Annotated in this window: 19 protein-coding genes; 4 read left to right on the forward strand and 15 right to left on the reverse strand. The window is 72.2% G+C overall.

Features of this window, described 5'->3' with window-relative positions:
- Positions 1-23: 23 nt before the first annotated feature.
- From ftsH to dacB, 9 genes are all read right to left on the reverse strand, one after another.
- Positions 24-2,303: an ATP-dependent zinc metalloprotease FtsH gene (gene ftsH, locus IEY98_RS03140; protein ID WP_189208747.1), complete on the reverse strand. Its 2,280-nt coding sequence runs from the start codon at positions 2,301-2,303 to the stop codon at positions 24-26.
- A gap of 184 nt (positions 2,304-2,487) precedes the next feature.
- Complete coding sequence (locus IEY98_RS03145) at positions 2,488-3,237, reverse strand: ESX secretion-associated protein EspG (RefSeq protein WP_229786520.1); 750 nt, start codon at positions 3,235-3,237, stop codon at positions 2,488-2,490.
- A gap of 4 nt (positions 3,238-3,241) precedes the next feature.
- The gene (locus IEY98_RS03150) at positions 3,242-4,633 is read right to left on the reverse strand and encodes a hypothetical protein (protein WP_189208749.1); all 1,392 of its coding nucleotides are present in this window, start codon (positions 4,631-4,633) and stop codon (positions 3,242-3,244) included.
- A 10-nt stretch (positions 4,634-4,643) separates the two neighbouring features.
- Positions 4,644-5,225, reverse strand: coding sequence for a DUF3558 family protein (locus IEY98_RS03155; protein WP_189208750.1), 582 nt, complete (start codon positions 5,223-5,225; stop codon positions 4,644-4,646).
- Between the two features lie 4 nt (positions 5,226-5,229).
- Positions 5,230-5,598, reverse strand: coding sequence for a PE domain-containing protein (locus IEY98_RS03160; protein WP_189208751.1), 369 nt, complete (start codon positions 5,596-5,598; stop codon positions 5,230-5,232).
- Positions 5,599-5,700: 102 nt separating this feature from the next.
- Positions 5,701-6,249, reverse strand: coding sequence for a hypoxanthine phosphoribosyltransferase (gene hpt, locus IEY98_RS03165; RefSeq protein WP_189208752.1), 549 nt, complete (start codon positions 6,247-6,249; stop codon positions 5,701-5,703).
- Between the two features lie 26 nt (positions 6,250-6,275).
- Positions 6,276-7,211: a tRNA lysidine(34) synthetase TilS gene (tilS, locus tag IEY98_RS03170; protein WP_189208753.1), complete on the reverse strand. Its 936-nt coding sequence runs from the start codon at positions 7,209-7,211 to the stop codon at positions 6,276-6,278.
- A complete protein-coding gene (locus IEY98_RS03175; RefSeq protein WP_189208754.1) occupies positions 7,208-8,257 on the reverse strand; it encodes an Rv3626c family coenzyme F420 biosynthesis-associated protein in 1,050 nt (349 codons plus the stop codon). Before IEY98_RS03175 ends, tilS begins: the two co-directional genes overlap by 4 nt.
- A gap of 18 nt (positions 8,258-8,275) precedes the next feature.
- Positions 8,276-10,906 carry a D-alanyl-D-alanine carboxypeptidase/D-alanyl-D-alanine endopeptidase gene (dacB, locus tag IEY98_RS32385; RefSeq protein ID WP_229786522.1) on the reverse strand — a complete coding sequence of 877 codons (2,631 nt, stop codon included), beginning with the start codon at positions 10,904-10,906 and terminating at the stop codon, positions 8,276-8,278.
- Between the two features lie 115 nt (positions 10,907-11,021).
- Here dacB and IEY98_RS03185 point away from each other — a divergent pair, with 115 nt between their 5' ends.
- Positions 11,022-11,519 carry an inorganic diphosphatase gene (locus IEY98_RS03185; RefSeq protein ID WP_189208755.1) on the forward strand — a complete coding sequence of 166 codons (498 nt, stop codon included), beginning with the start codon at positions 11,022-11,024 and terminating at the stop codon, positions 11,517-11,519.
- Here IEY98_RS03185 and IEY98_RS03190 read toward each other — a convergent pair.
- From IEY98_RS03190 to IEY98_RS03200, 3 genes are all read right to left on the reverse strand, one after another.
- Positions 11,516-12,232 carry an SMI1/KNR4 family protein gene (locus tag IEY98_RS03190; protein ID WP_189208756.1) on the reverse strand — a complete coding sequence of 239 codons (717 nt, stop codon included), beginning with the start codon at positions 12,230-12,232 and terminating at the stop codon, positions 11,516-11,518. The genes IEY98_RS03185 and IEY98_RS03190 overlap by 4 nt on opposite strands.
- A 130-nt stretch (positions 12,233-12,362) precedes the next feature.
- Positions 12,363-14,006, reverse strand: a complete 1,644-nt coding sequence (locus IEY98_RS03195) for an MDR family MFS transporter (RefSeq protein WP_189208757.1) — start codon at positions 14,004-14,006, stop codon at positions 12,363-12,365.
- Entirely contained in the window at positions 13,988-14,467 is a 480-nt protein-coding gene (locus IEY98_RS03200) for a MarR family winged helix-turn-helix transcriptional regulator (RefSeq protein WP_189208758.1), read from the reverse strand. The genes IEY98_RS03195 and IEY98_RS03200 overlap by 19 nt, the downstream gene beginning before the upstream one ends.
- A gap of 132 nt (positions 14,468-14,599) precedes the next feature.
- Between IEY98_RS03200 and IEY98_RS03205 the strand changes: the two genes are divergently transcribed.
- Complete coding sequence (locus tag IEY98_RS03205; protein ID WP_189208759.1) at positions 14,600-15,052, forward strand: DUF4442 domain-containing protein; 453 nt, start codon at positions 14,600-14,602, stop codon at positions 15,050-15,052.
- A gap of 515 nt (positions 15,053-15,567) precedes the next feature.
- Here the strand turns inward: IEY98_RS03205 and IEY98_RS03210 are convergent.
- Positions 15,568-16,569, reverse strand: coding sequence for a LysR family transcriptional regulator (locus IEY98_RS03210; RefSeq protein ID WP_189208760.1), 1,002 nt, complete (start codon positions 16,567-16,569; stop codon positions 15,568-15,570).
- 159 nt (positions 16,570-16,728) lie between these two features.
- Here IEY98_RS03210 and IEY98_RS03215 point away from each other — a divergent pair, with 159 nt between their 5' ends.
- Positions 16,729-17,670: a trypsin-like serine protease gene (locus IEY98_RS03215; protein WP_189208761.1), complete on the forward strand. Its 942-nt coding sequence runs from the start codon at positions 16,729-16,731 to the stop codon at positions 17,668-17,670.
- Between the two features lie 34 nt (positions 17,671-17,704).
- On the opposite strand, the gene IEY98_RS03220 is transcribed toward IEY98_RS03215, so the two are convergent.
- Positions 17,705-18,220, reverse strand: a complete 516-nt coding sequence (locus IEY98_RS03220) for a gamma carbonic anhydrase family protein (RefSeq protein ID WP_189208762.1) — start codon at positions 18,218-18,220, stop codon at positions 17,705-17,707.
- Positions 18,221-18,244: 24 nt separating this feature from the next.
- On the opposite strand from IEY98_RS03220, the gene IEY98_RS03225 reads away from it, so the two are divergent.
- Positions 18,245-19,252, forward strand: a complete 1,008-nt coding sequence (locus IEY98_RS03225; RefSeq protein ID WP_189208763.1) for an LLM class F420-dependent oxidoreductase — start codon at positions 18,245-18,247, stop codon at positions 19,250-19,252.
- Here IEY98_RS03225 and IEY98_RS32390 read toward each other — a convergent pair.
- Entirely contained in the window at positions 19,249-20,130 is an 882-nt protein-coding gene (locus IEY98_RS32390) for a hypothetical protein (RefSeq protein WP_229786525.1), read from the reverse strand. The two genes, IEY98_RS03225 and IEY98_RS32390, sit on opposite strands and share 4 nt — an antisense overlap.
- Positions 20,131-20,186 lie beyond the last annotated feature (56 nt).

Below are 20,186 nucleotides of genomic sequence, written 5' to 3' on the forward strand. Positions count from 1 at the left end.
GCGGCCGTGCGGCCGCAACCCTCTCATTCGGACCCGTGCGTGCGCCCGTCAGAGTTGTCCTGGTCACGGGCGTCCGGACCGGGCTGCGGCGGCGCGGGGTGCCACGGCTGGCCGCCCGGCGTCGTCGCGGGCGTCCACCCGGGCGGCGCGCCGTAGTTCGGCGGGCCGGCGCCGGGCCGGTACTCCCCGCCGTAGTGCGGCGGCGGGTAGCCGGGCGCGGGCGGGTAGGGCGGCTGCGGCGGGACGCCGTTGCCGTTGCCGCCGGGCGGCAGCTCCGGGGTGGTCCTGGGCGGGCCGCCGGGCAGCTCGCCCGCGCCGGGGAAGGCCGCGACCGGGGTCTTCTCCCGCTCCCGCTCCTCGTCCGGCCACGGCTCGCCGCGCTCGTGCGCCAGCTCGCGCGGGGTCTTGATCGGCGGCTTGTCGCTGGGCACCCGGTCGCCGAAGTCGTTGAACGCGGTGATCCGGGGCCGCTTCTCCACGCCGGAGAAGATCCGCTCCAGGTCCTTGCGGGTCAGCGTCTCCTTGTCCAGCAGCTCGACCACCAGCTCGTCGAGCACGTCGCGGTAGGTGTTGAGCACGTCCCACGCCTCGGTGTGCGCTGCCTCGATCAGGCTGCGCACCTCCTCGTCGATCTCGTGCGCGACCTCCAGCGAGTAGTCCGGCGCGTGGCCCATCGACCGGCCGAGGAACGGGTCGCCCTGGTCCTGGCCGTAGCGGACCGCGCCGAGCCGCGCGCTCATGCCGTACTCGGTGACCATCGCCTTGGCGATCTTGGTGGCCTGGTCGATGTCGCTGGACGCGCCCGTGGTGGGCTCGTGGAACACCAGCTCCTCGGCCGCGCGCCCGCCCAGGGCGAACACCAGCCGGGCGATCATCTCCGAGCGGGTCATGAGCTGCTTGTCGTCCTCGGGGACGACGAGCGCGTGCCCGCCCGTGCGCCCGCGCGGCAGGATCGTCAGCTTGTAGACCGGCTCCAGGTCCGGCATCGCCCACGCGGCGAGCGCGTGCCCGCCCTCGTGGTAGGCGGTGATCTTCTTCTCCTTCTCGGAGATGATCCGGCTCTTGCGGGCCGGACCGCCGATCACCCGGTCGACCGACTCCTCCAGCGCGGCCCCGGTGATCGCGGTGCCGTTGGTGCGCGCGGTCAGCAGCGCGGCCTCGTTGATGACGTTGGCCAGGTCGGCACCGGACATGCCGACGGTGCGCTTGGCCAGGCCGTCGAGGTCGACGTCGCCTGCGAAGGGCTTGCCCTTGGCGTGCACCTGCAGGATCTTCTTGCGGCCGGACAGGTCCGGCGCGGACACCGGGATCTGCCGGTCGAAGCGGCCCGGGCGCAGCAGCGCCGGGTCCAGGATATCCGGGCGGTTGGTCGCGGCGATCAGGATGATGCCGCCGCGGGCGTCGAAGCCGTCCATCTCGACCAGCAGCTGGTTGAGTGTCTGCTCGCGCTCGTCGTGCCCGCCGCCGAGGCCCGCGCCGCGCTGGCGGCCGACCGCGTCGATCTCGTCGACGAAGATGATGCACGGCGCGTTCTGCTTGGCCTGCTCGAAGAGGTCGCGCACGCGGGAGGCGCCGACACCGACGAACATCTCGACGAAGTCCGAGCCGGAGATCGAGTAGAACGGCACGCCCGCCTCACCGGCGACCGCGCGGGCCAGCAGCGTCTTGCCGGTGCCCGGCGGGCCGTAGAGCAGCACGCCCTTCGGGATCTTCGCGCCCAGGGCCTGGTAGCGGCCCGGGTTCTGCAGGAAGTCCTTGATCTCGTAGAGCTCCTCGACCGCCTCGTCGGCGCCCGCCACGTCGGCGAAGGTGGTCTTGGGCATGTCCTTGGACAACTGCTTGGCCTTGGACTTGCCGAAGTTGAGGACCCGGTTCCCGCCGCCCTGGACGTTGTTCATCATCCACATGAGCAGCAGCAACAGCAGCGCGAACGGGATGAGGAAGATCAGGATCTGGGTGAGGAACGAGTCCTGCGTCACCGTGGTGCGGAACTCGATGCCCGGCTTGTCGATGATCGTCTCGTAGAGCTGTGACGTCGCCCCGGCCGGGTACTGGGCGATGAGCTGGGTGACCTGCTGGCCCTCGTGCTCGATCGGGTTGTTCAGGGTCAGCTTGAGCTGCTGTTCCTTGTCCCCCAGCTCGACGGCCTTGACGTTGTTGGCCTCGATCTGCGCGACGGCCTTCGACGTGGGCACCGAGGTGTAGCCACGCGTGTCGTCGAACAGCATGCTGAAGGCGAAGTAGATCAGCAACACCGCCAGGATCCACAGCAGCGGGTTGCGCAGCAGTCGCTTTCGGTCCATTACATACGGCCGTGGGGCGGCCTCGACCCTCCCTGGACGTGCACGTGAGGGCAATGACGACCATTACCCGGCCGGGCGGCGCTCCGGTCGCTCCAGAGTACCGCCCGCTTCGACACCCTCACCGATTGACAAGGGCGCCACCAAGCTCAACGGCGCACGGCCGCGTCCAGTTCCCCGGTCCGGGTCAGCGTGTGACCTCGGCCACAAGTTGACCCAGCCGGTGGCGCATCGTCTGGATGTCGGCCGGGGCGACCGTGACCCAGTCCCGCCCGTCCCGGCCGCGGCTGGTCGAGGCGAGGTAGCGGCCGTTGGGCTTGTCGAACCACGACAGCACCGGCCCCCGCGTGCGCGCGCCGTGCCGGTCGCGGGCGGTGACGCCGAACTGCCCGCCGCGCAGGTTGGGCTGCGCGACCAGCCGCGCGGCCGCCGCCCTGGGGTCGGAGTCGGCCAGGCCGCGCACCGCCCTCGGGTTCACCGCGGCGAACTCGTCGGCGGGCAGCGAGACCGAGGTCTCCGCCCCGCGCGGGGCGGCGGGCAGCAGGCCGATCACCTCGGCGACCAGGCCGTCGGCGCGGACGCGGCGCAGGTGCAGGTCGTCGCCGGACTGGGTGGCCACCACGCCCGTGCCGCCCGCGGCCGCGGCGAACACCGCGACCGCCTTGCCGGGCAGCTGGGGCATGAACAGCGCGTCGATCGCCACGTCCGGCCGGGCGAGCACGCCCAGCCAGTCCTCCACGTGCGGCTCGACGCGGCCGTACCGGTCGATCAGGCCGCGCGCGGCGAGCTCGGCGTGCATGCGGTGCCGCAGCGCGGTGCGCTCGTCGAGCGTCTCGCCGTGCGAGCGCACCTGCAGCGGGTACGGGAGGTCGCCCGCGTCCATGGCCTCCCAGAGGAAGTCGAGGGCGAGCTGGTCGAGGGTCTCCGCGGAAGGCACCGCGTCACTCCCCGATGACGGACGGCGCGGTGATCTGGTCGGTGCCGAAGGTGTCCTCCGGGTCCGGCTCGACCAGGTACGACGGCCGCTGGTGCTCCAGGTCCTCATCGCCCTGGCCGCCGCGACCGCCAGCACCGGCGCCCGCTCCGGCGCCAGCGCCGCGGCCAGCGCCGCCAGCACCCGCGCCCGCGCCGCCGGGCCGCCCGCCCGCGCCGGGGCCGCCCTGGCCCATGCCCGCGCCGAGCCCGGGCTTCGCGCCGGGTCCGCCCGCGCCCCCGGGACCGCCGGGCCCGCCGCCGAACGGGCCGCGCGGCCCGCCGGTGAGGGAACGGCCGCCGGTGGGGCCGGTCGGGCCGGTGCTGACCGGGCTGAACGGGCCGGGGCCCTGCGTCGGGCCGGGCTGCGGGCCGGGTCCGGGGGTCGGGTTGACCGTGACCGGCGGCTGCACGGGCGAGGTCTGCGGCGGGGTGTAGCCGGAGAGGTCGGTGCCGGTGTCGAGGCCGTCGTAGCCCGGGGCCGGGGGCACCGTGTGCGGGTTGGTGGCGTGGTGGCCGTCGATGAAGCCCGGCCTGCTGTCCCCGTCGCCGGTGCTGCCGCGCGGGGTGTAGGAGTCGGTGCTGCCCGTGCGGTCGTAGGTGACCCGGGTGCCGTCCTGGAAGCCGTCGCCGCCGCCGGTGTCGGTGCTGCGCGGGGGCGGCGGCACGAAGGTCGGCGTGCGCGAGTCGATCTCGGCCATCGTGTTGGTGTACTCGGTCATGTACTTGACCTGCTCGGCCTTGACCGCCCTGGCCTGCTCTTCCTTGGCCTGCATGTCGTTCATGCCCGCCACCGGGTTCGGGTTCGCGAGCGCCTTGGTCAGCTCGGCGTCGCGGTCGAACTCCATCGGCTCGGGCATGTTGCGCACGGTGGCGGCGGCGAGCGCCTGGTCGGACATGGCGGTCCCCATGTACTGCGCGGAGATCCCCGCCTGCCCGGTCCGCTGGGCCAGCGGCTTGAGCGCGTTGCGCGCGGCGTCGGCGGCCTCGCCCTGCCAGGCGTGCTCCAGCCGCGTCACCGCGTCCAACAGCCGGTTAGCCGCCTCGGCGAGTCGGTTGCCGCCCTCGGTGAAACCGCGCCCGAGCCCGTCCGCGCTGGTCGGCACGTTCTTCTCGGTGGCGGCGGCGTACAGCTCGGTGCTGGTGCGGCTCTCCCAGTTCTGCGGGACGACCACCCGGTCGTTGCCCATCTCGACGTCGGGCGCCAGCTGCTCCCGCTGGTACTCGGCGATGCTCTGCTGAAGCTCGGTGGTGGTCGACCGGTCTTCCTCAGGCATGTTCCGCATGGCGATCGAGACGTCGTCCGCCCGGTCGCCCGCGTAATCGTGCGTCTCGTAACGCGGCTGATCGCCGTTCGGCATGTCCTGCCCCCTAGCCCTTCACCTTCGGAATAACGATCTCGGCGACCTTTTTCGCCACATCACACGTTTCGTAGCCCTTGTCGCGCCCGCTGCTCAGCACACCCACACCGAAAGTCATTGCGGAACGGTCCTTGTTGAGCTTGATCCGCACCAAGCACAACCCGCTCTTCTCGGTGGTCTTGGTCAACACCGCCGGGGTTTCAGCCACCTCGATGTCCGACTTCGTGCCCTCCGCGGGGCGGACACCACTCGCATCCAACTTGAAGTCGATGGTGATCCCGAGGTCGCCGCTCCACTGGCACTGCTCGGAGCCGGTGGTGAAGCTGTTGCCCGGGCGGGGGTTCCTGGAGCCGAATTCGGCTGTCTCAGCCGCGGTCAGCAGCTCGCACAGCTCATCGCGCTGGTAATTGATCTCCCTATCGGCGGCCGTGGTGGAGGTGGCCGCGGTCGTGGGAGAGGCGGTCGTCGTGGTGACGGCCCCGGTTCCGCCGGTGGTCGGGGTGGTCGTCGGCGTCCCCGGCGCCGACCCGCACGCACTCAGCGACGCGAGCAGCGCACCGCAGGCGACCGTCACGGCGAGTGTGGAACGCACGAGCTCAGCCCCGCACCTTGGTCGCGTTGCCGTAGTCGGTGTCCTTGTAGTTGGCAATGGCCTGGTTGAGCGCGCGCTCGGCCTGGTCGGTCTGCTCCAGCAACTGGCGAACGAGGTGAAGGAAGGAGTCACCCGAGCCGTCGAAGCGCTCCATGGACTTCTTCGCCATCGCGGTGCCTACCGGGTTTGCGCCGATCTGCACCTCCGCACCGGCGGAATCCGCACCCTGCACCAGCAGCGAAAGCTCGTCCCGGACCGCGCCGATCTCCTTGATGGCCGCCTGGGCGGCGTCCGGGTCCACCGAGACCATGCCGCTGGCCGCGGCGCCCGCGAAGGCGCCGACGGCGCCGCCGATACCGGTTGCGTCGTACACGTCTGCTCTCCCCTGGTCCCCGTCGGCTGCTCCACCCGCAGCAGTTGATCTGGAGGCTAACGCACCGAGGTACACCCGGTCAGGGGATCACGACAATTCGTGCTACGAGGTATAGACCCGCGGGTCGAGGGTGCCGATGTACGGGAGGTCGCGGTAGCGCTCGGCGAAGTCGAGGCCGTAGCCGACGACGAACTCGTTCGGGATGTCGAAGCCGATGTACTTCACCGGCACCTCCACCTTCACGGCGTCGGGCTTGCGGAGCAGGGAGCAGACCTCCATCGACCGCGGGTTGCGGGAGGCGAGGTTCTTCAGCAGCCACGACAGGGTCAGGCCCGAGTCGATGATGTCCTCGACGATCAGCACGTCGCGGCCCGCGATGTCGCGGTCGAGGTCCTTGAGGATGCGCACGACGCCCGAGGACGACGTGGACGAGCCGTACGAGCTGACCGCCATGAACTCCAGCTGCACCGGGACGGGCAGCGCGCGGGCCAGGTCGGTCATGAACATGACCGCGCCCTTGAGGACGCCGACCAGCACGAGGTCGGACGGGGTGTCGGCGTAGTCGGCGGCCACCTGCTTGGCCAGTTCGGTGATCTTCTCGTCGATCTGGTCCTGACTGATCAGCACGGAGGCGATATCACCGTCGTACACAGTGGTCCCTTCAAATCCCTCGCAGGTCACGGCGCGTCACAGGTCAGCCTGCCATGCGCGCGCCGCGCCACAAAGCCGCCGGGCAGCGCGACGCCGCGTTGGCCGCGCCAGTCGCCGACGAGGCCGTCGCAGGCGCGCAGGTGCGCGTCCGTCAACTCCGGGACGCCTGCCCGCAACAACCACGTCCGCAGCACCCTGCGGCGCAGCGCGGGCGGGGCCGGGGTGAGTTCGGACACAACCAGATCACCGCGGTCGCCCGCGCGGGTGAGCAGGTCGGCGGCGAGGTCGTCGAGGGCGGCGAGGTCCTCGCGCAGTTGGGCGGCCGTGCGGGCCAGCGCGGCGGCGACCCCGCCCTGCAGGACCTCCTCCATCAGCGGCAGGACCTCGGTGCGCAGCCGCACGCGGGTGAAGCGCGGGTCGGCGTTGTGCGGGTCGTGCCACGGGGTGAGCCCGAGCGCGGCGCAGGCGGCGGCGGTGGTCGCGCGCGGCAGGTCGAGGAGCGGGCGGCCCCACGGCGGGTCGAGGGCGCGCATCCCGGCGATGGACCGGGGGCCGGAGCCCCGGCCGAGGCCGAGCAGCACGGTCTCGGCCTGGTCGTCGCGGGTGTGTCCGAGCAGGACCAGCGCGCCGTCGGCCGCCTCCCGCAGCGCGGCGTAGCGGGCGCGGCGGGCGGCGGCCTCGATCCCGCCCGAGCCGGACACCGTGACCGTGAGGACGCGCGCGGGCACGTCCAGCGCCGCCATCTGCTCCGCGACCCGGGCGGCGATCCGCGCGGACCCCGCCTGCAGGCCGTGGTCGACGATCAGCGCCTCCACCGGACGCACGTGCGCGGCCGCCGCGGCCAGCGCGAGCGAGTCCGCGCCGCCGGAGACGGCGACCGCGACCCGATCCGGCTCGACCCTGGACAGCAGCGCGCGAACGGCCCTGCGGACGTCGGCGACGGCCGGGTCGGGCCTGCTCACGCGACGCGGCGCAGCCAGGCGTCCGGGTCGCCCAGCTCGGCGCGCAGCGGCAGGGTGTCCGGGGACTCCCAGACGCGGTTGAACCGCTCCATGCCGATCGCGCCCACGATGTGGTTGGTGAACTTCGCGCCCACGGCGTACTGCTTCATCTTGGCGTCCACGCCCAGCAGCGAGCGCAGGACGCGGTCGAGCAGCCCGCCGCCGCGGCGGCGCGCAGTGAACCGCTGGCGGATGGTGGCGACGCTGGGCACCACGGCCGGGCCGACGGCGTCCATGACGTGGTCTGCGTGGCCTTCCAGCAGCGTCGACAGCGCGATCAGCCGGTCGAACGCGGCCCGCTGGGCGGGCGACTGCAGCATCTCGACGATCGCCAGCGGCCCGGTGGATGCGGTGGGGTCGGGCCGCGAGCGGGCCGCCTTGAGCACCTCGGGCAGCCGCGACAGCAGGCCGGTCGCCTCGTCCTCCAGCCCAGCGATGAACCCGGCGACCTGGCCGCGGAAGTACTCGGCCAGCCACGGCACCGCGGTGAACTGGAGGCGGTGGGTGCTCTCGTGCAGGGCGACCCACAGCTGGAAGTCCTCGGCGGGCACGTCGAGTGCCCGCTGGGCGGCGACGATGTTGGGCGCGACCATCATCAGCCTGCCGTCGGCGCCGCCGTAGGGGTCGTACTGGCCGAGCACGCGGCTGCCGAGGTAGGCCAGCACCATCCCGGCCTGCACGCCCGCGCTGCCGGCCAGCACGCCGCCGACCCGGCCAGACCGCGCGGGCAGCGCGCCGTCGGTGAGCGTTGCGATGCCCTGGGCTGCGGCCTCGATCCAGCCGTCGCGGTCGACGACGTCGCCCTCGCGCACCGGCAGGCCGTGCCCCATGCCGGTCAGCCCGCGCACGTGCTCCTCGGCGACGACGGTGGCCGCGCGCAGGTCGGCGACGATGCGCTCGGCCTCGGCCAGCGACACCACCGGCCCCGGCCGGACCAGCCGTTTGGCCGTCGACGTGGCGAGGTCCCAATCGACGGGTGCGGGCCCGGTCCGGGTAGCGGGGTTCACGCCCCGAACGCTACCCGCTCACTCACAGCCACACTTGTGCAAAGCGGCGGCCACGGCGTCGAGCGCGGGCCGGGCGTCCAGGGGATTGGTCCCGTTGGACATCAGGGCGAACACCAGCAGGCGGCCGTCGCTGTCGAGGACGACGCCTGCCAGCGAGTTCACCGCGGAGAGCGTGCCGGTCTTGGCCCTGACCCAGCCCTTGCCCGCCGCGGCCGGGCCGTCCAGGTACCGCTTGTCCAGCGTGCCGTTGCCGCCCGCGACGGGAAGCCCGGACAGCAGCGGCCGGAGCTTGGCGGTGCGCGGGTCGGCGCCGTCCGGGGCGGCGGCGGCCTTGAGCACCTCGCCGAGCAGCGCGGAGGTGACCCGGTTCTCCGTCGACATCCCGCTGCCGTCGCGCAGGACGAGGCCGTCGACGGCGAAGCCGTTCTCGCGCAGGACGTTGACCACCGCGGTGGTCGCGCCGGTGAAGGACGGCTCCTGCCCGGTGGCGATGGCCAGCTCGCGGATCAGCGTCTCGGCCAGCACGTTGTCGGAGCGCTGCACGGCGGTGTGGACCAGTTCGGCGATGGGCGCGGACTCGACCTCGCCGAGCACGCGGGCGTCCGGCTTCGCCGTGGTCTGCGCCTCAGACGGCACGGTCGCGCCTATGCGGCGGGCGAACTCCTCGGCCAGCGCGCGGCCGGGGTTGTTCGAGCGCGGGCTGACGGCGTCGGTCGGGTCCTGGCGGGCCGCGTCCATCATCGCCGGGACGATCGGGGTGATATGGCCAGCGGGGACGTCGGCGGGCAGCCAGCCGCGGGCGAGGCCGTCGCCGGTGTAGCGGCTCAGGTCGACCAGGACGGTGTCGACGGGGCCGGTGGCCTTGACCTGCGCGACCAGTTCGTCCAGGTGCGCCGCGCCGGGGAAGACGGAGTCCTTGCCCTCGGGCAGCGACGACAGCGTGGGGTCCCCGCCGCCGACGATGATCACCGTGCCCGGCTCGTCCCCCGCGACGACCTTGGTGACCAGCCGCTCGGTGTGCGGGAGGGTCAGCAGGACGGCGGCGGTGCTGAGCAGCTTGGTCGTCGACGCCGGGACCAGCGCGGTGTCCGGGTCGCGGCTGAACAGCGTCTGCCCGGTCACCGGGTCGATCACGACGCCGGTGAGCGTGCCGAGGTCGGGATCGTTCGCGGGCCCGGCCAGCGCGCTCGCTACCCCTTCGGCGCTCGGCGGCGTCACTCCCTCCCGGGGCCCCGCGAGCACCGGCTCGAACCGCACGGCCGCGGGCGGCGGCGCGATGGCCACCTCATCCCCGTCCACCAGCCCCAACCGCTCGGCGATCCCGGGCACGGCGAACACGACCCCGGCGGCGACCGCCACCACCACGGCCGCGGCGACGGCCACGATGAGCCCGGTCCGCCTGCGCCGCGGCCTGCCGCCGTCCGGCTGGGGCTCGCCCGGACCGTCGTCCACCGGCGGGTCGACGTGCCCCTTTCCACCAGAACGGTCGGCGGCGCCCGTCTCCTCGGCGAAGGGCGCGGCCTCCTCCGGACGCCGCTGCTCACCCCGGATGAACCGCGTCTCCTCAGCCGGATGCGCCCCCGACGCCCCCACCGGCCGCCGCCCGTGCGGCCCGGCCTCACCCGCGGAACGACCCCCTTGCCGCGCCTGCGCCCCGGGCCCATCGCCACGACGGGGCAACTCGGCCGAAACGAACCGCGTCTCCTCCGCCGAACGCTGCCCGTCGCCCTGCCCGAACCGCGCCCCCTCGCCCAAGCGCTGAGCCTCAACCTGGCCGAACCGCCTCTCGGCCGAAGGCTGCCCGTCACTCGGAACGAACCGCGTCTCCTCCGCCGAACGCTGCGCATCGCCCTGCCCGAACCGCCCCTCGCCCGAGCGCTGGCCATCGGCCTGCCCGAACCGCGCTCCCTCGGCCGGTTGTTGAGCGTCGCTTGGAACGAACCGCGTCTCCTCCGCCGAGCGCTGCGAGTCGCCCTGACCGAATCGCGGACCCTCGGCCGAGCGGTGGGCGTCGGCATGGCCGGGCCTCGTCCCCTCGTTCGAGCGCTGCGCGTCAGCTGGGACGAACCTCGTCTCCTCCGCCTGGGCATCAGCCGGGGCGGGCCTTGACTCCTCGTCGCCAGCGGGTCGGTCGGTCGCGACCGGGCGGACGAGCATGGTGCGCTCGGCCGGGTTCTCCGGGCGGGTGAGGCGCGTCGTCTCCGCGCCCTCGAACGACCGCGGGCGGGCGGTCGGCTGGGTGCGGTCGGCCGGGGCCATGCCCGGGTGGGTGTCCTCACCGGACGGTGCGGGGTCGACGGCGGGGATGCCGGGAGCGGTGTCCTCGGCCGGACGCTCCGTCCGCGCGACCGGGCGCATGACCCGGGTCGCCTCGGCGGGCGGGGTGGGCAGTTCGGTCGTCGGGCCCGGTTCCTCGTCGGGCCAGGCCGGTTCACCCGGGGGTGTGACGCGCGGCTCGCCGTCGGCGACGTGGGTCTCGTCACGTAACGGGGTGGCAACCGCTGGCGCGTCCTGGTCGTCGGTGTCGGTCCCCGGCCAGTCCTCGGCGTCGGCGCCGGGCCAGGCGATGTCCGTCGGCTCCGAGTTCTCGCGCTGGTCAGGACCGCTTTCGCGGGCTCTTCCCCGCTCCCCCGACGATGTCTCGCCCACCTGTCGCCCTCCCGAAGCCCCCGTCGTCGGCCGCCCACCGCAGGTGCGGGCCACCGGCATACCGTGGTCCACACTAAGGCCTCAACGAGGACAGCCGAGACGAGCGAGGAACGGCGTGGAGTTCGACGTCACGATCGAGATCCCCAAGGGGAGCCGGAACAAGTACGAAGTGGACCACGTCACCGGGCGGCTGCGGCTCGACCGGACGCTGTTCACCGCCACCCAGTACCCGGCGGACTACGGGTTCGTGGAGAACACCCTCGGCGAGGACGGCGACCCGCTGGACGCGCTGGTGCTGGTCCAGGAGCCCACCTTCCCCGGCTGCCTCATCAGCGCCAGGGCGATCGGCATGTTCCGCATGACCGACGAGAAGGGCGGCGACGACAAGGTGCTGTGCGTGCCCGCCAACGACCCGCGCAGCGAGCACCTGCGCGACATCCACCACCTCGCCGAGTTCCACCGCCTGGAGATCCAGCACTTCTTCGAGGTCTACAAGGACCTGGAGCCGGGCAAGAGCGTCGAGGGCGCCAACTGGGTCGGGCGCGCCGAGGCCGAGGCCGAGATCGTGCGCTCCTACGCCCGCCTGAAGGAAGCCGCCCCCGCGGAGCACTAGCGCAGGCGCCAGCTGAGCACGCCGTCCGCACCGATCGCCGGGAGATACGCGCCGGTGCGGCGGCCCTCCAGCACGTCCGCCGTCTGCTCGACCAGCAGCGCGAGCGAGTCCGCGGCGATGCCGCCCGCCGCGCCCGGCGAGTGCTCCCTGACCCGTCCGTCGGGGTCCAGGTAGAGGTACCAGCCGCCGTTGTCGCGGGCGAAGGGGATGCCGTCGCCGTCCCAGCCGCCGTCGGCGGCGCAGAGCTTGCCCACGTCGGCGGCGATCTCGCCGGTGGACATCGGCGCGTAGAACGGCGCGAAGGTGAAGCCCGCGGCCCGGACGCCGTTGTGCCTGCGCAGGCTGGCGACGAGCTCGGGCGGGAAGGCCATGCCCGCGGCCCGCTGGGCGCGCGCGATCGCGGCGTCGTCGGCTGGCGGGTTCCACACGACCGGGACCGGCACGCTCGCGGCCAGCCACTTCTCGACGCGCTCCCACGAGCGGTCCACGCCCGCCTGCACGTCGGCGGGCACCGGGGCGATCTCCTCGGGCCCCTCGCCGTCGGCGCAGTCCGGCTCGGGCGGCGGGGCGGTCGGCGCCGACGACGGCGCCGCGCTGGTCTCGGGTACGCCGAGGGCCGCGGGCGGGCCCGGCTGGTGCGAACGGCCGCCCACGACGTACGCCAAGGCGATCACCAGACCGCCCACCAGAAAGATGGCGAGGACGACGCGCACGGCACCCCCAAATGTCGGTGCCCACTATCCCAGATGGCGGCACGCTCGGTGCACGTCTGTTGCCTACGCGAGACCACCCGGAAGCGAAACCGTGGTCCCCCGACCGGATCGGGGGACCACGGTCACACGCTCAGTGCGCGATCGCGGGCACCTTGTCGGCGTCCTCGTCGGCGACCCGCTGGATGCCGGACTTGTCGGCCAGCGGCACCTCCTTGAGGAACCACACGGCGGCGAACGCCACGGCCATCACGATGCCGCCGACCAGGAACACCGTGCTCAGCGCGTCGGCGAAGCCGACCAGGATCGGGCGGGCCAGCGCCGGGTCGATCTGGGTCAGGAACGCGGTGTTGTTCAGGTCGATCTGCCCGGGCGTGAACTGCGGGTTCTGCTGCAGCGCCGCCAGGAACGCCGGGTCGGTGCGGGCGGCGTCGATGGAGCTCTGGATGCGCCCGCCGACCACGGTGAACAGGATCGACAGGAAGGTCGCCGTGCCGACCGTGCCGCCGATGGACCGGAAGAACGTGCCCGCCGAGGTGGCCACGCCCATGTCCCGGACCGGGACGTCGTTCTGGATGGCCAGGATCAGCGTCTGCATGCACAGGCCCAGCCCGGCGCCGATGACCACCATGATCAGCATGGTCGTCCAGAGCGGGGTGTCGACGCCGATCAGGGAGAACGCGATCAGCGACACCGTGGTCAGCCCGAGGCCGACGATCGGGAACACCCGGTAGCGGCCGGTGCGGGCGATGGCCTGCCCGCTGGCCATGGCCGAGACGATGATGCCGAAGGTCAGCGGCAGCGTCATCAGGCCGGACTCGGTCGGGCTGGCGCCCTTGACGATCTGCAGGTACAGCGGCAGCGACATCATGGCGCCGAACATGCCCATGCCCATGATGAAGTTGACCAGGTTGGCCACGGTGAACACCGACCGCCGGAACAGCCGCAGCGGCAGCAGCGCCGCGTCGCCCATGCGCCGCTCGACGGCGATGAACGCGGCGATCCCGACGACGCCGAGGGCGTAGGCGGTCAGCGCCGCGGGCGAGGCCCAGCCCCACTCGCGGCCCTGCTCGGCCACGATCAGCAGCGGGACGAGACCGATGGTCAGCGTGATCGCGCCCAGGTAGTCGACCTTCTGCGGGACCCGCTTGTGCGGGACGTTGAGGTTGCGGGCCACGACGAACAGGCCCACCAGCGCGATCGGCACGTTGATCAGGAACACCCAGCGCCACCCGTCGATCCCGGCGACGGTGTCGATGCCCGCGAAGAACCCGCCGACGACCGGGCCCGCCACGCTGGACAGGCCCCAGACGGCCATGAAGTAGCCCTGGTAGCGCCCGCGCTCGCGCGGCGAGGTGATGTCGGCGATGATCGCCAGCGCCAGCGACATCAGACCACCGGCGCCGAGGCCCTGGACCGCGCGGTAGGCGGCGAGCTCGTACATCGAGTCGGCTATGCCGCACAGCACCGAGCCGATCAGGAAGACCGTGATCGCGGTCAGGTACAGCGGCTTGCGGCCGAGGATGTCGGAGAGCTTGCCGTAGAGCGGGGTCGAGATGGTGGCGGTGATCAGATAGGCGGTGGTGGCCCACGCCTGGATCGTCTGGCCGTGCAGCTGGTCGGCGATCGTCTTCATCGCCGAGGACATGATGGTCTGGTCGAGCGCGGCGAGCAGCATGCCCAGCATCAGGCCCGACAGGATCACCAGGATCTGCCGGTGGCTGAGGTGGTTGCTCGGTGGCGCTTCGGCGTTGGTGGTCAAGGTTTCCCCCCACATTCAGCGATCAAGTTCGGCATGTACTTCTCGTGGTCGGCGATGAACCGCTCGAACAGCCCCACGAAGGTGTCGAGGTCGTCCGGGTCCCAGTCGCGGACCATCCGGGCGATGGAGTGGGCGAACCGGGCCCGCTGGCGTTCCAGCACGCCCAGGCCCTCCTCGGTCGGCACCAGCAGGCTGGCGCGGCCGTCGTCCGGGTCGGCCTGCCGGGTGACCAGGCCCTCTTTGACCAGGGCGGCCACCTGGCGGGAGACGGTCGAGGGGTCGGAGTGCACGGCCTCGGCCAGGGTGCCCAGCCGGGCGGGTCCGAGCGCGACCAGGTTCTTGAGCAGGACGATCGCCGAGCGGTCGACCCCCGCCCTGCTCAGCCGGGCGGCCACGGTCGCCTGCTGCTTGCCGAAGGCGAACAGCACGGACGCCAGCCGCTTGCCGTTCTCCAGCTCGGCCTCGGTCAGCTCCATCGCCCGACTCCCATTGCTTGCATCACCCAAGTAGTTGGTCCATACAAGGATGCACATCGAGCAAGATCGAAGACAACCGGATTAACTGTGAGTTGTGGCGCAGCGAAGTTACCGACGGGTAATGTGTGCGCCATGAGCGAGTACGACTGGGTCGCCGAGACGATCTCCGCGACCGTCCCCTGGGTCAAGACGGCCAGCGTCACGTTCGAGTCGGTCACCCCGTCGCGGGTCGTGTGCTCGCTGCCCGACCGACCTGACCAGCGCAATCACGCGGGCGGCCCGCACGCGGCGGTGATGTTCGGCCTGGCGGAGACCGCGTCAGGCGCGGTGGCGCTGGCGGCGTTCGCCGCGGAGATGGGACGCGCGACGCCGCTGGTGGTGCGGTCGGAGATCCGGTACCGGAAGCTGGCGCTCGGAGCCCTGACGGCGGAGGCGGTGCCGTCGCGGGAGGTGGCGGAGGTACTGGCGGAACTGGACGCGGGAACGCGGCCGGAGCTGCCGGTGGAGTGCGTCATTCGAAACGCTGACGGGGTGACCACGGCTGAGATGACTGTGGTGTGGACGCTGAAGGCTGTGCGCGCTTAGAACGCGACTTTCTTCGTGGGTGTCCGATGGGGTGAACTCACATTCGCGGGGCCCCTAAGCGAAGCGGCGCGGGCGTGAACAAAGGGCGGAGCGGCGAAGCCGTCCACGCCCGAGCGAGGGTAGCACCGCTTCGCTCCCCACGAATGCGAGTCCACACCATCGGACAGTCGGTCGAGGCGTGTTGCGTTTAGTGGGTGGTCGCTCTGCTTCCCCGACTGCTCTTGCCAATGCTTCCGCTGGCCGCAGGCCCTCTCGCCTTCCGTCCCGCCGGCTCCCCGGCTCTCTGGCCTCCTGCCCTACGGCCCCTCGCCCTCGGTCTTCTTGCCCTCCGGACCTCTGACTTCCGGCTCTCGCCCTTTCGTTTCTCGGTCCTTCTAGCCTTCGGACATCTGACTTCCGCTCTCCGGCCTCTCGCCCCTCGGCCCTTCTTGCCTCCGGACCTTTGGCTTCCGCTCTCCGGCCTCTCGCCTTCCGGCCCACTCACCTTCGGGCCCTTCGCTCTTCCCCCTTCTCCCCTACTTCGGCCGGCTGGGGCGGGGTAGGGCCAGGGCGGCGTCCAGGTCCGCATGGGATTCCGGGTGTTCGTCCCACCAGCGGGCGTATCGAGGGTTTCTGTTCACGATTGACCTATAAGCGTGAGCCACGCACGCGAAAACCTCGTGTTTCCTGCCCGCCAACAACCCATCCGAGCGGGTCACCAGGACGACCGGTAGGCGTAGGGGGCTGTCGCGTAGGGGGCGGATCACGAATCCTGGGCCGCCCAAAGAAGCGGGCTGGGCCAGGCATACCGCCCCAGCCGCGCAGAGGGCCATCGCTGTTCTGGCCTCGGTGACGTGATGGGTGATGCGCGGGGTGAACCCGACGGATTCGCAGACCTCTCGAAAGCGCAGGCGCATGGCGTCCTGGTCGGGAGGGGGGACCACCCAGTCCATGTCCGCCAAATCCGCCAGTTCGACCTGTTCACCCGCCGCCAAGGGGTGGTCGGCGGCCAGGGCGACGAATTGGGGTTCCTCGACGATCGTGCGGATCTCGACGTCCGGCAGGGAGCGTTGTTCGAGGCCCTCGAAGCGTTCGAAGACGGCGAGGTCGGCTTGTTTGGCGACCACCAGGTCCAGCAGCGCCGGGCCCGAGCTGTCGATCTGCGTGCGCAGCTCCGAGCAGCGGAACCACGCGCGCAGTTCGCCGATCAGGGCGCTGGTGAACAGCATGGGGCTCGACGCCAGGACCAGCGGCGACTCCCCCGGCACGGGCGCGTCGGTGCGGGCCGAGGCCATCAGGGCGGCCATGTCCTGCAGGACCACCTTCGCCGAGCGGACGACGCTGCGGCCGAGTTCGGTCGCCTCGCTGCCGTTGGGCGAACGGCGGAACAGCTCGCCGCCCAGGATGCGCTCGATGGAGCGCAGCTGGGCGGTCAGCGCTGGCTGGGTGACGCCCAGTCTGCTGGCCGCCTTGGAGACGCTGCCCTCCTCGGCGATGGCGCAGATCGCCCGGAGATGCCGCAGCTCAAGCTCTGCCATAAGGGCCATTGATACCCCGCTCGGATGTGATGCGGGTAATGCCAAGCGGCCATAGTGCGGATATCGGAGCCGACCGATAACGGATAGTCATCACCCTGCACTCACTCCCGCGCCCGGCGTCCCACGGGAGCACACGGGGGTGGAAAGGACACGCCAACCATGCGATTCGGCAAGATCGCACTGGGCCTGGCGGTCGCGGCGACCGTCGTTCTGGGACCGCCCGCCACCGCCGCCCCGCCACCCGATGACGGCGCCGTCGCCCCGATGATCATCGGGGGCCGCCCGGCCAGCCAGGTCTACTCCTTCATGGTCTCCCTGCAATCCAGCGGGGGACACACCTGCGGCGGCTCACTGATCACCAGCCAGTGGGTCGTCACCGCCCGCCACTGCGTCGGCAGCCTCGTCCGGGCGCGCGTCGGCACCACGACGTGGAGTTCCGGCGGCACGCTCGTCGGGATCGCCTCGCAGCACCACACGCCCTCAGACGGCAAGGACATCGCGCTGGTCAAGCTGGCCCAGCCGGTGACGCAGGCGCCGATCCCGATCTCGGCGTCCGCGGGCCCGACCGGCACCGTGACGCGGCTGATCGGGTGGGGCCAGACCTGCCCGACGCGCGGCTGCGGCGGACCGCCGAGCACGCTGCAGGAGATCGACGTCAAGGTGCTCGCCTCCGGCTGCACGGCGGGCTACGACCCGGCCAAGGAGCTGTGCCTCGGCGACCGCCAGGGCACCGGCGCCTGCTACGGCGACTCCGGCGGCCCGGCCGTGCGCAACGTCGGCGGCCGCTGGGAGCTGACCGGCGCCACCAGCCGGGCGGGCCAGGGCCAGCCGACCTGCGGCCAGGCCCCGGCGATCTACATGAACGTCCCCGCCTACAAGAGCTGGATCGACTCGGTCACCGGCGGCACGACCCCGCCGGACGACCCGCCGGACCCGCCGGAGGGGTGTGATGGCGTCCCCGCGTGGAACGCCGAGACGCTCTACAGCCCGGGCGACGAGGTTTCCCACAACGGGCACCGCTGGGAGGCCACCTGGTACGTCCGCGCCTGGGAGCCCGGCAACAGCGCCTACGCGTACTGGACCGACCTGGGCGCCTGCTGATCGACCCGTGAGCCCCCGGCCCCGCGCCGGGGGCTCACACCTGCTCGATGCCGCGCGCGTGCCTGCGGGCCAGCTCCTGGTAGATCGCGGCGTTGTGGTCGACCCACACCTTGGGCGTCCCCTCCAGCGGCACCTGGCGCTTGGCGGGCACGCCCATCGCCACGACCTCCGGCGGGATGATCGTCGCCGGTCCCACCATCGCGCCCGCCGCGATCAGCGCGCGCTCGCCGATGACCGCGCCGTCCTGGACGGTGGCGCCGTTGCCGATGAGCGCGCCCGCGCCGATCGTGCAGTCGTGGATCACGCACAGGTGCCCGATCGTGGCGCCCTCCCCGATGTCCACACCCTGCTGGACGTGGACGACGGTGTTGTCCTGGACGTTCGCGCCCTCGCGGATGAGCACCGGGCCGAAGTCGGCGCGCACGACCACGCCGTACCAGACCGAGGCGTTCGCCTCGACCGTCACGTCGCCGATCAGCGTCGCGGTCGGCGCGATCCACGCGGACGGGTGGACCACCGGCTTCTTGCCCTCAAAGGAATACAACGGCATTACCACACAGTAATGTCATCGGGCATGAAGCTGGACTCCGGTGGTTACGCCGAGACCGTGTCCGAGGCGGCCGCCGCCGTCGCCGCCGCGGAGACCGCGGGCTACGACGGCGCGTGGGTGGCCGAGACCAAGCTCGACCCGTTCGTGGCGCTGGCCGTTGCCGCCGAGCGGACCAGCCGGATCGACCTGGTCACCGGCATCGCCGTCGCCTTCGCCCGCAACCCGATGACGGTGGCCGTGGCCGCCAACGACCTGCAGCTGCACTCCGGCGGCCGGTTCGTGCTCGGGCTGGGCTCGCAGGTCAAGCCGCACATCACCAAGCGCTTCGGCATGCCGTGGTCGCGGCCAGCGCAGCGGATGCGCGAGTTCGTGCTGGCCGTGCGCGCGATCTGGGCGGCGTTCGAGACCGGCGAGCGGCCCGGCTTCACCGGCGAGTTCTACACGCACACGCTGATGACGCCGTTCTTCAACCCGGGCCCGAACCCGCACGGCAACCCCAGGATCTGGCTGGCCGCCGTCGGCCCGCTGATGGCCGAGGTGGCGGGCGAGGTCGCCGACGGGCTGCTGTGCCACAGCTTCAGCACCGAGCGGTATCTGCGCGAGGTCACCCTGCCCGCGGTCGAGCGCGGTCGGGCCAAGGCGGGCAAGACGCTCGACGGTTTCGAGATCAGCGGGCCGTCCTTTGTGGCCACGGGTTCGACCGACGCCGAACTCGAGGCCGCCATCGCCGAGACCAAGAGCCAGATCGCCTTCTACGGCTCCACCCCGTCCTACCGCCCGGTCCTCGACCTGCACGGCTGGGGCGGGCTGCAGGACGAGCTGAACGCGCTGGCCAAGCGCGGCCGGTGGGCCGAGATGCCCGGGCTGGTGACCGACGAGGTCCTGCACGCCTTCGCGGTGGTCGGCGACCCGGCGACCGCGGCGGCGGAGATCGGCCGCCGCTACGGCGACGTCGTCCAGCGCATGACGCTCACGACGTCCGGCCCGCCGGACCCGCAGCGCTGGGCGCCGGTCTTCGCCGCACTGCGCTAGGCGAAGCGGATCATCGCCGCGCCCGCGAGCACGAAGAACACGAGCACGACCAGCGCCGTCGAGCCGCCGCCGGTCGAGCTGGTGACGAGTTGGTCGACCGAGCCGGTGAGCACGACGCCGCACTCGGCGACCACCATGTGCCTGCCGGGCTCGACCCGGGTGAACTCGACGGCCGCGGTGAACGCGCCCTCGGCGTCGGCGGTGGTCTCGCCGACGGTCTCGCCCTTGGACGTGAGCCGCACCGTCGCGTAGGGCTCGCAGCCCTCCCCGCTGGCGGACAACGGGTCGCCGGGCTGGATGGTCTCGCGGTCCAGGGTGAGGCCGCCGTCGTCGGGCTCGTCGGCGGTGGTGGCCGTCGTGGTCGGTGTGTCCGTTGTGGTCGGTGGCGTGGTGGTCGTCGTCGGCGGCGCGGTGGTGGTGGTCGTCGTGACCGGCGGGGTCGTGGTGGTCACGGGCGGACGGGTCACGACGGGCGGGCGGGTCGTCGTGGTGACCGGCGGACGCGTTGTGGTCGTGACCGGTGGGTTGGTTGTCGTCGGGATGACGCCGCGGACGGTGAACCGGGTGCCGGACTTGGCGTTGTAGCAATGGAGGCTGATCGGGTGCGTGCCCTGCTCGGCCTCGCGGGGCACGGGCACGCTGAACGCGCCCGAGAGGTCCGTGCGCGGCTGCTCGTACTCGCCGTACGCCCAGGACAGGTACATCGTGGTGCACGCCCGGGCCGGATAGGCGATCGTCCACTCGACCTGGAACGTGCCGCCCGCGGGTCCAGACGACGGCACGGCGCGCGCGGACAGGGTCGTCTGCTGCTGCGCGGAGGCGGGTGTCACAACCGCCAGCGCCACCATCACGACGGCGGCGGCAACCGCGATGCCCACGATGCGTCCTAAAGCGCGCACAGTCCACATCCCTTGTCCGTTGTCCGGAAAGCGAC

Source organism: Actinokineospora fastidiosa, from assembly GCF_014648415.1.
In the GTDB taxonomy this organism is placed as follows: domain Bacteria; phylum Actinomycetota; class Actinomycetes; order Mycobacteriales; family Pseudonocardiaceae; genus Actinokineospora; species Actinokineospora fastidiosa.

Excerpts from the sequence above, each read along its gene's own strand:
- IEY98_RS03225 (WP_189208763.1), top strand. The coding sequence starts at position 18,245 with ATGAAGCTGGACTCCGGTGGTTACGCCGAGACCGTGTCCGAGGCGGCC.
- IEY98_RS03150 (WP_189208749.1), bottom strand. The coding sequence starts at position 4,633 with ATGCCGAACGGCGATCAGCCGCGTTACGAGACGCACGATTACGCGGGC.
- IEY98_RS03210 (WP_189208760.1), bottom strand. The coding sequence starts at position 16,569 with ATGGCAGAGCTTGAGCTGCGGCATCTCCGGGCGATCTGCGCCATCGCC.
- IEY98_RS03205 (WP_189208759.1), top strand. The coding sequence starts at position 14,600 with ATGAGCGAGTACGACTGGGTCGCCGAGACGATCTCCGCGACCGTCCCC.
- IEY98_RS03215 (WP_189208761.1), top strand. The coding sequence starts at position 16,729 with ATGCGATTCGGCAAGATCGCACTGGGCCTGGCGGTCGCGGCGACCGTC.
- IEY98_RS03200 (WP_189208758.1), bottom strand. The coding sequence starts at position 14,467 with ATGGAGCTGACCGAGGCCGAGCTGGAGAACGGCAAGCGGCTGGCGTCC.
- IEY98_RS03195 (WP_189208757.1), bottom strand. The coding sequence starts at position 14,006 with ATGTGGGGGGAAACCTTGACCACCAACGCCGAAGCGCCACCGAGCAAC.
- IEY98_RS03220 (WP_189208762.1), bottom strand. The coding sequence starts at position 18,220 with ATGCCGTTGTATTCCTTTGAGGGCAAGAAGCCGGTGGTCCACCCGTCC.
- ftsH (WP_189208747.1), bottom strand. The coding sequence starts at position 2,303 with ATGGACCGAAAGCGACTGCTGCGCAACCCGCTGCTGTGGATCCTGGCG.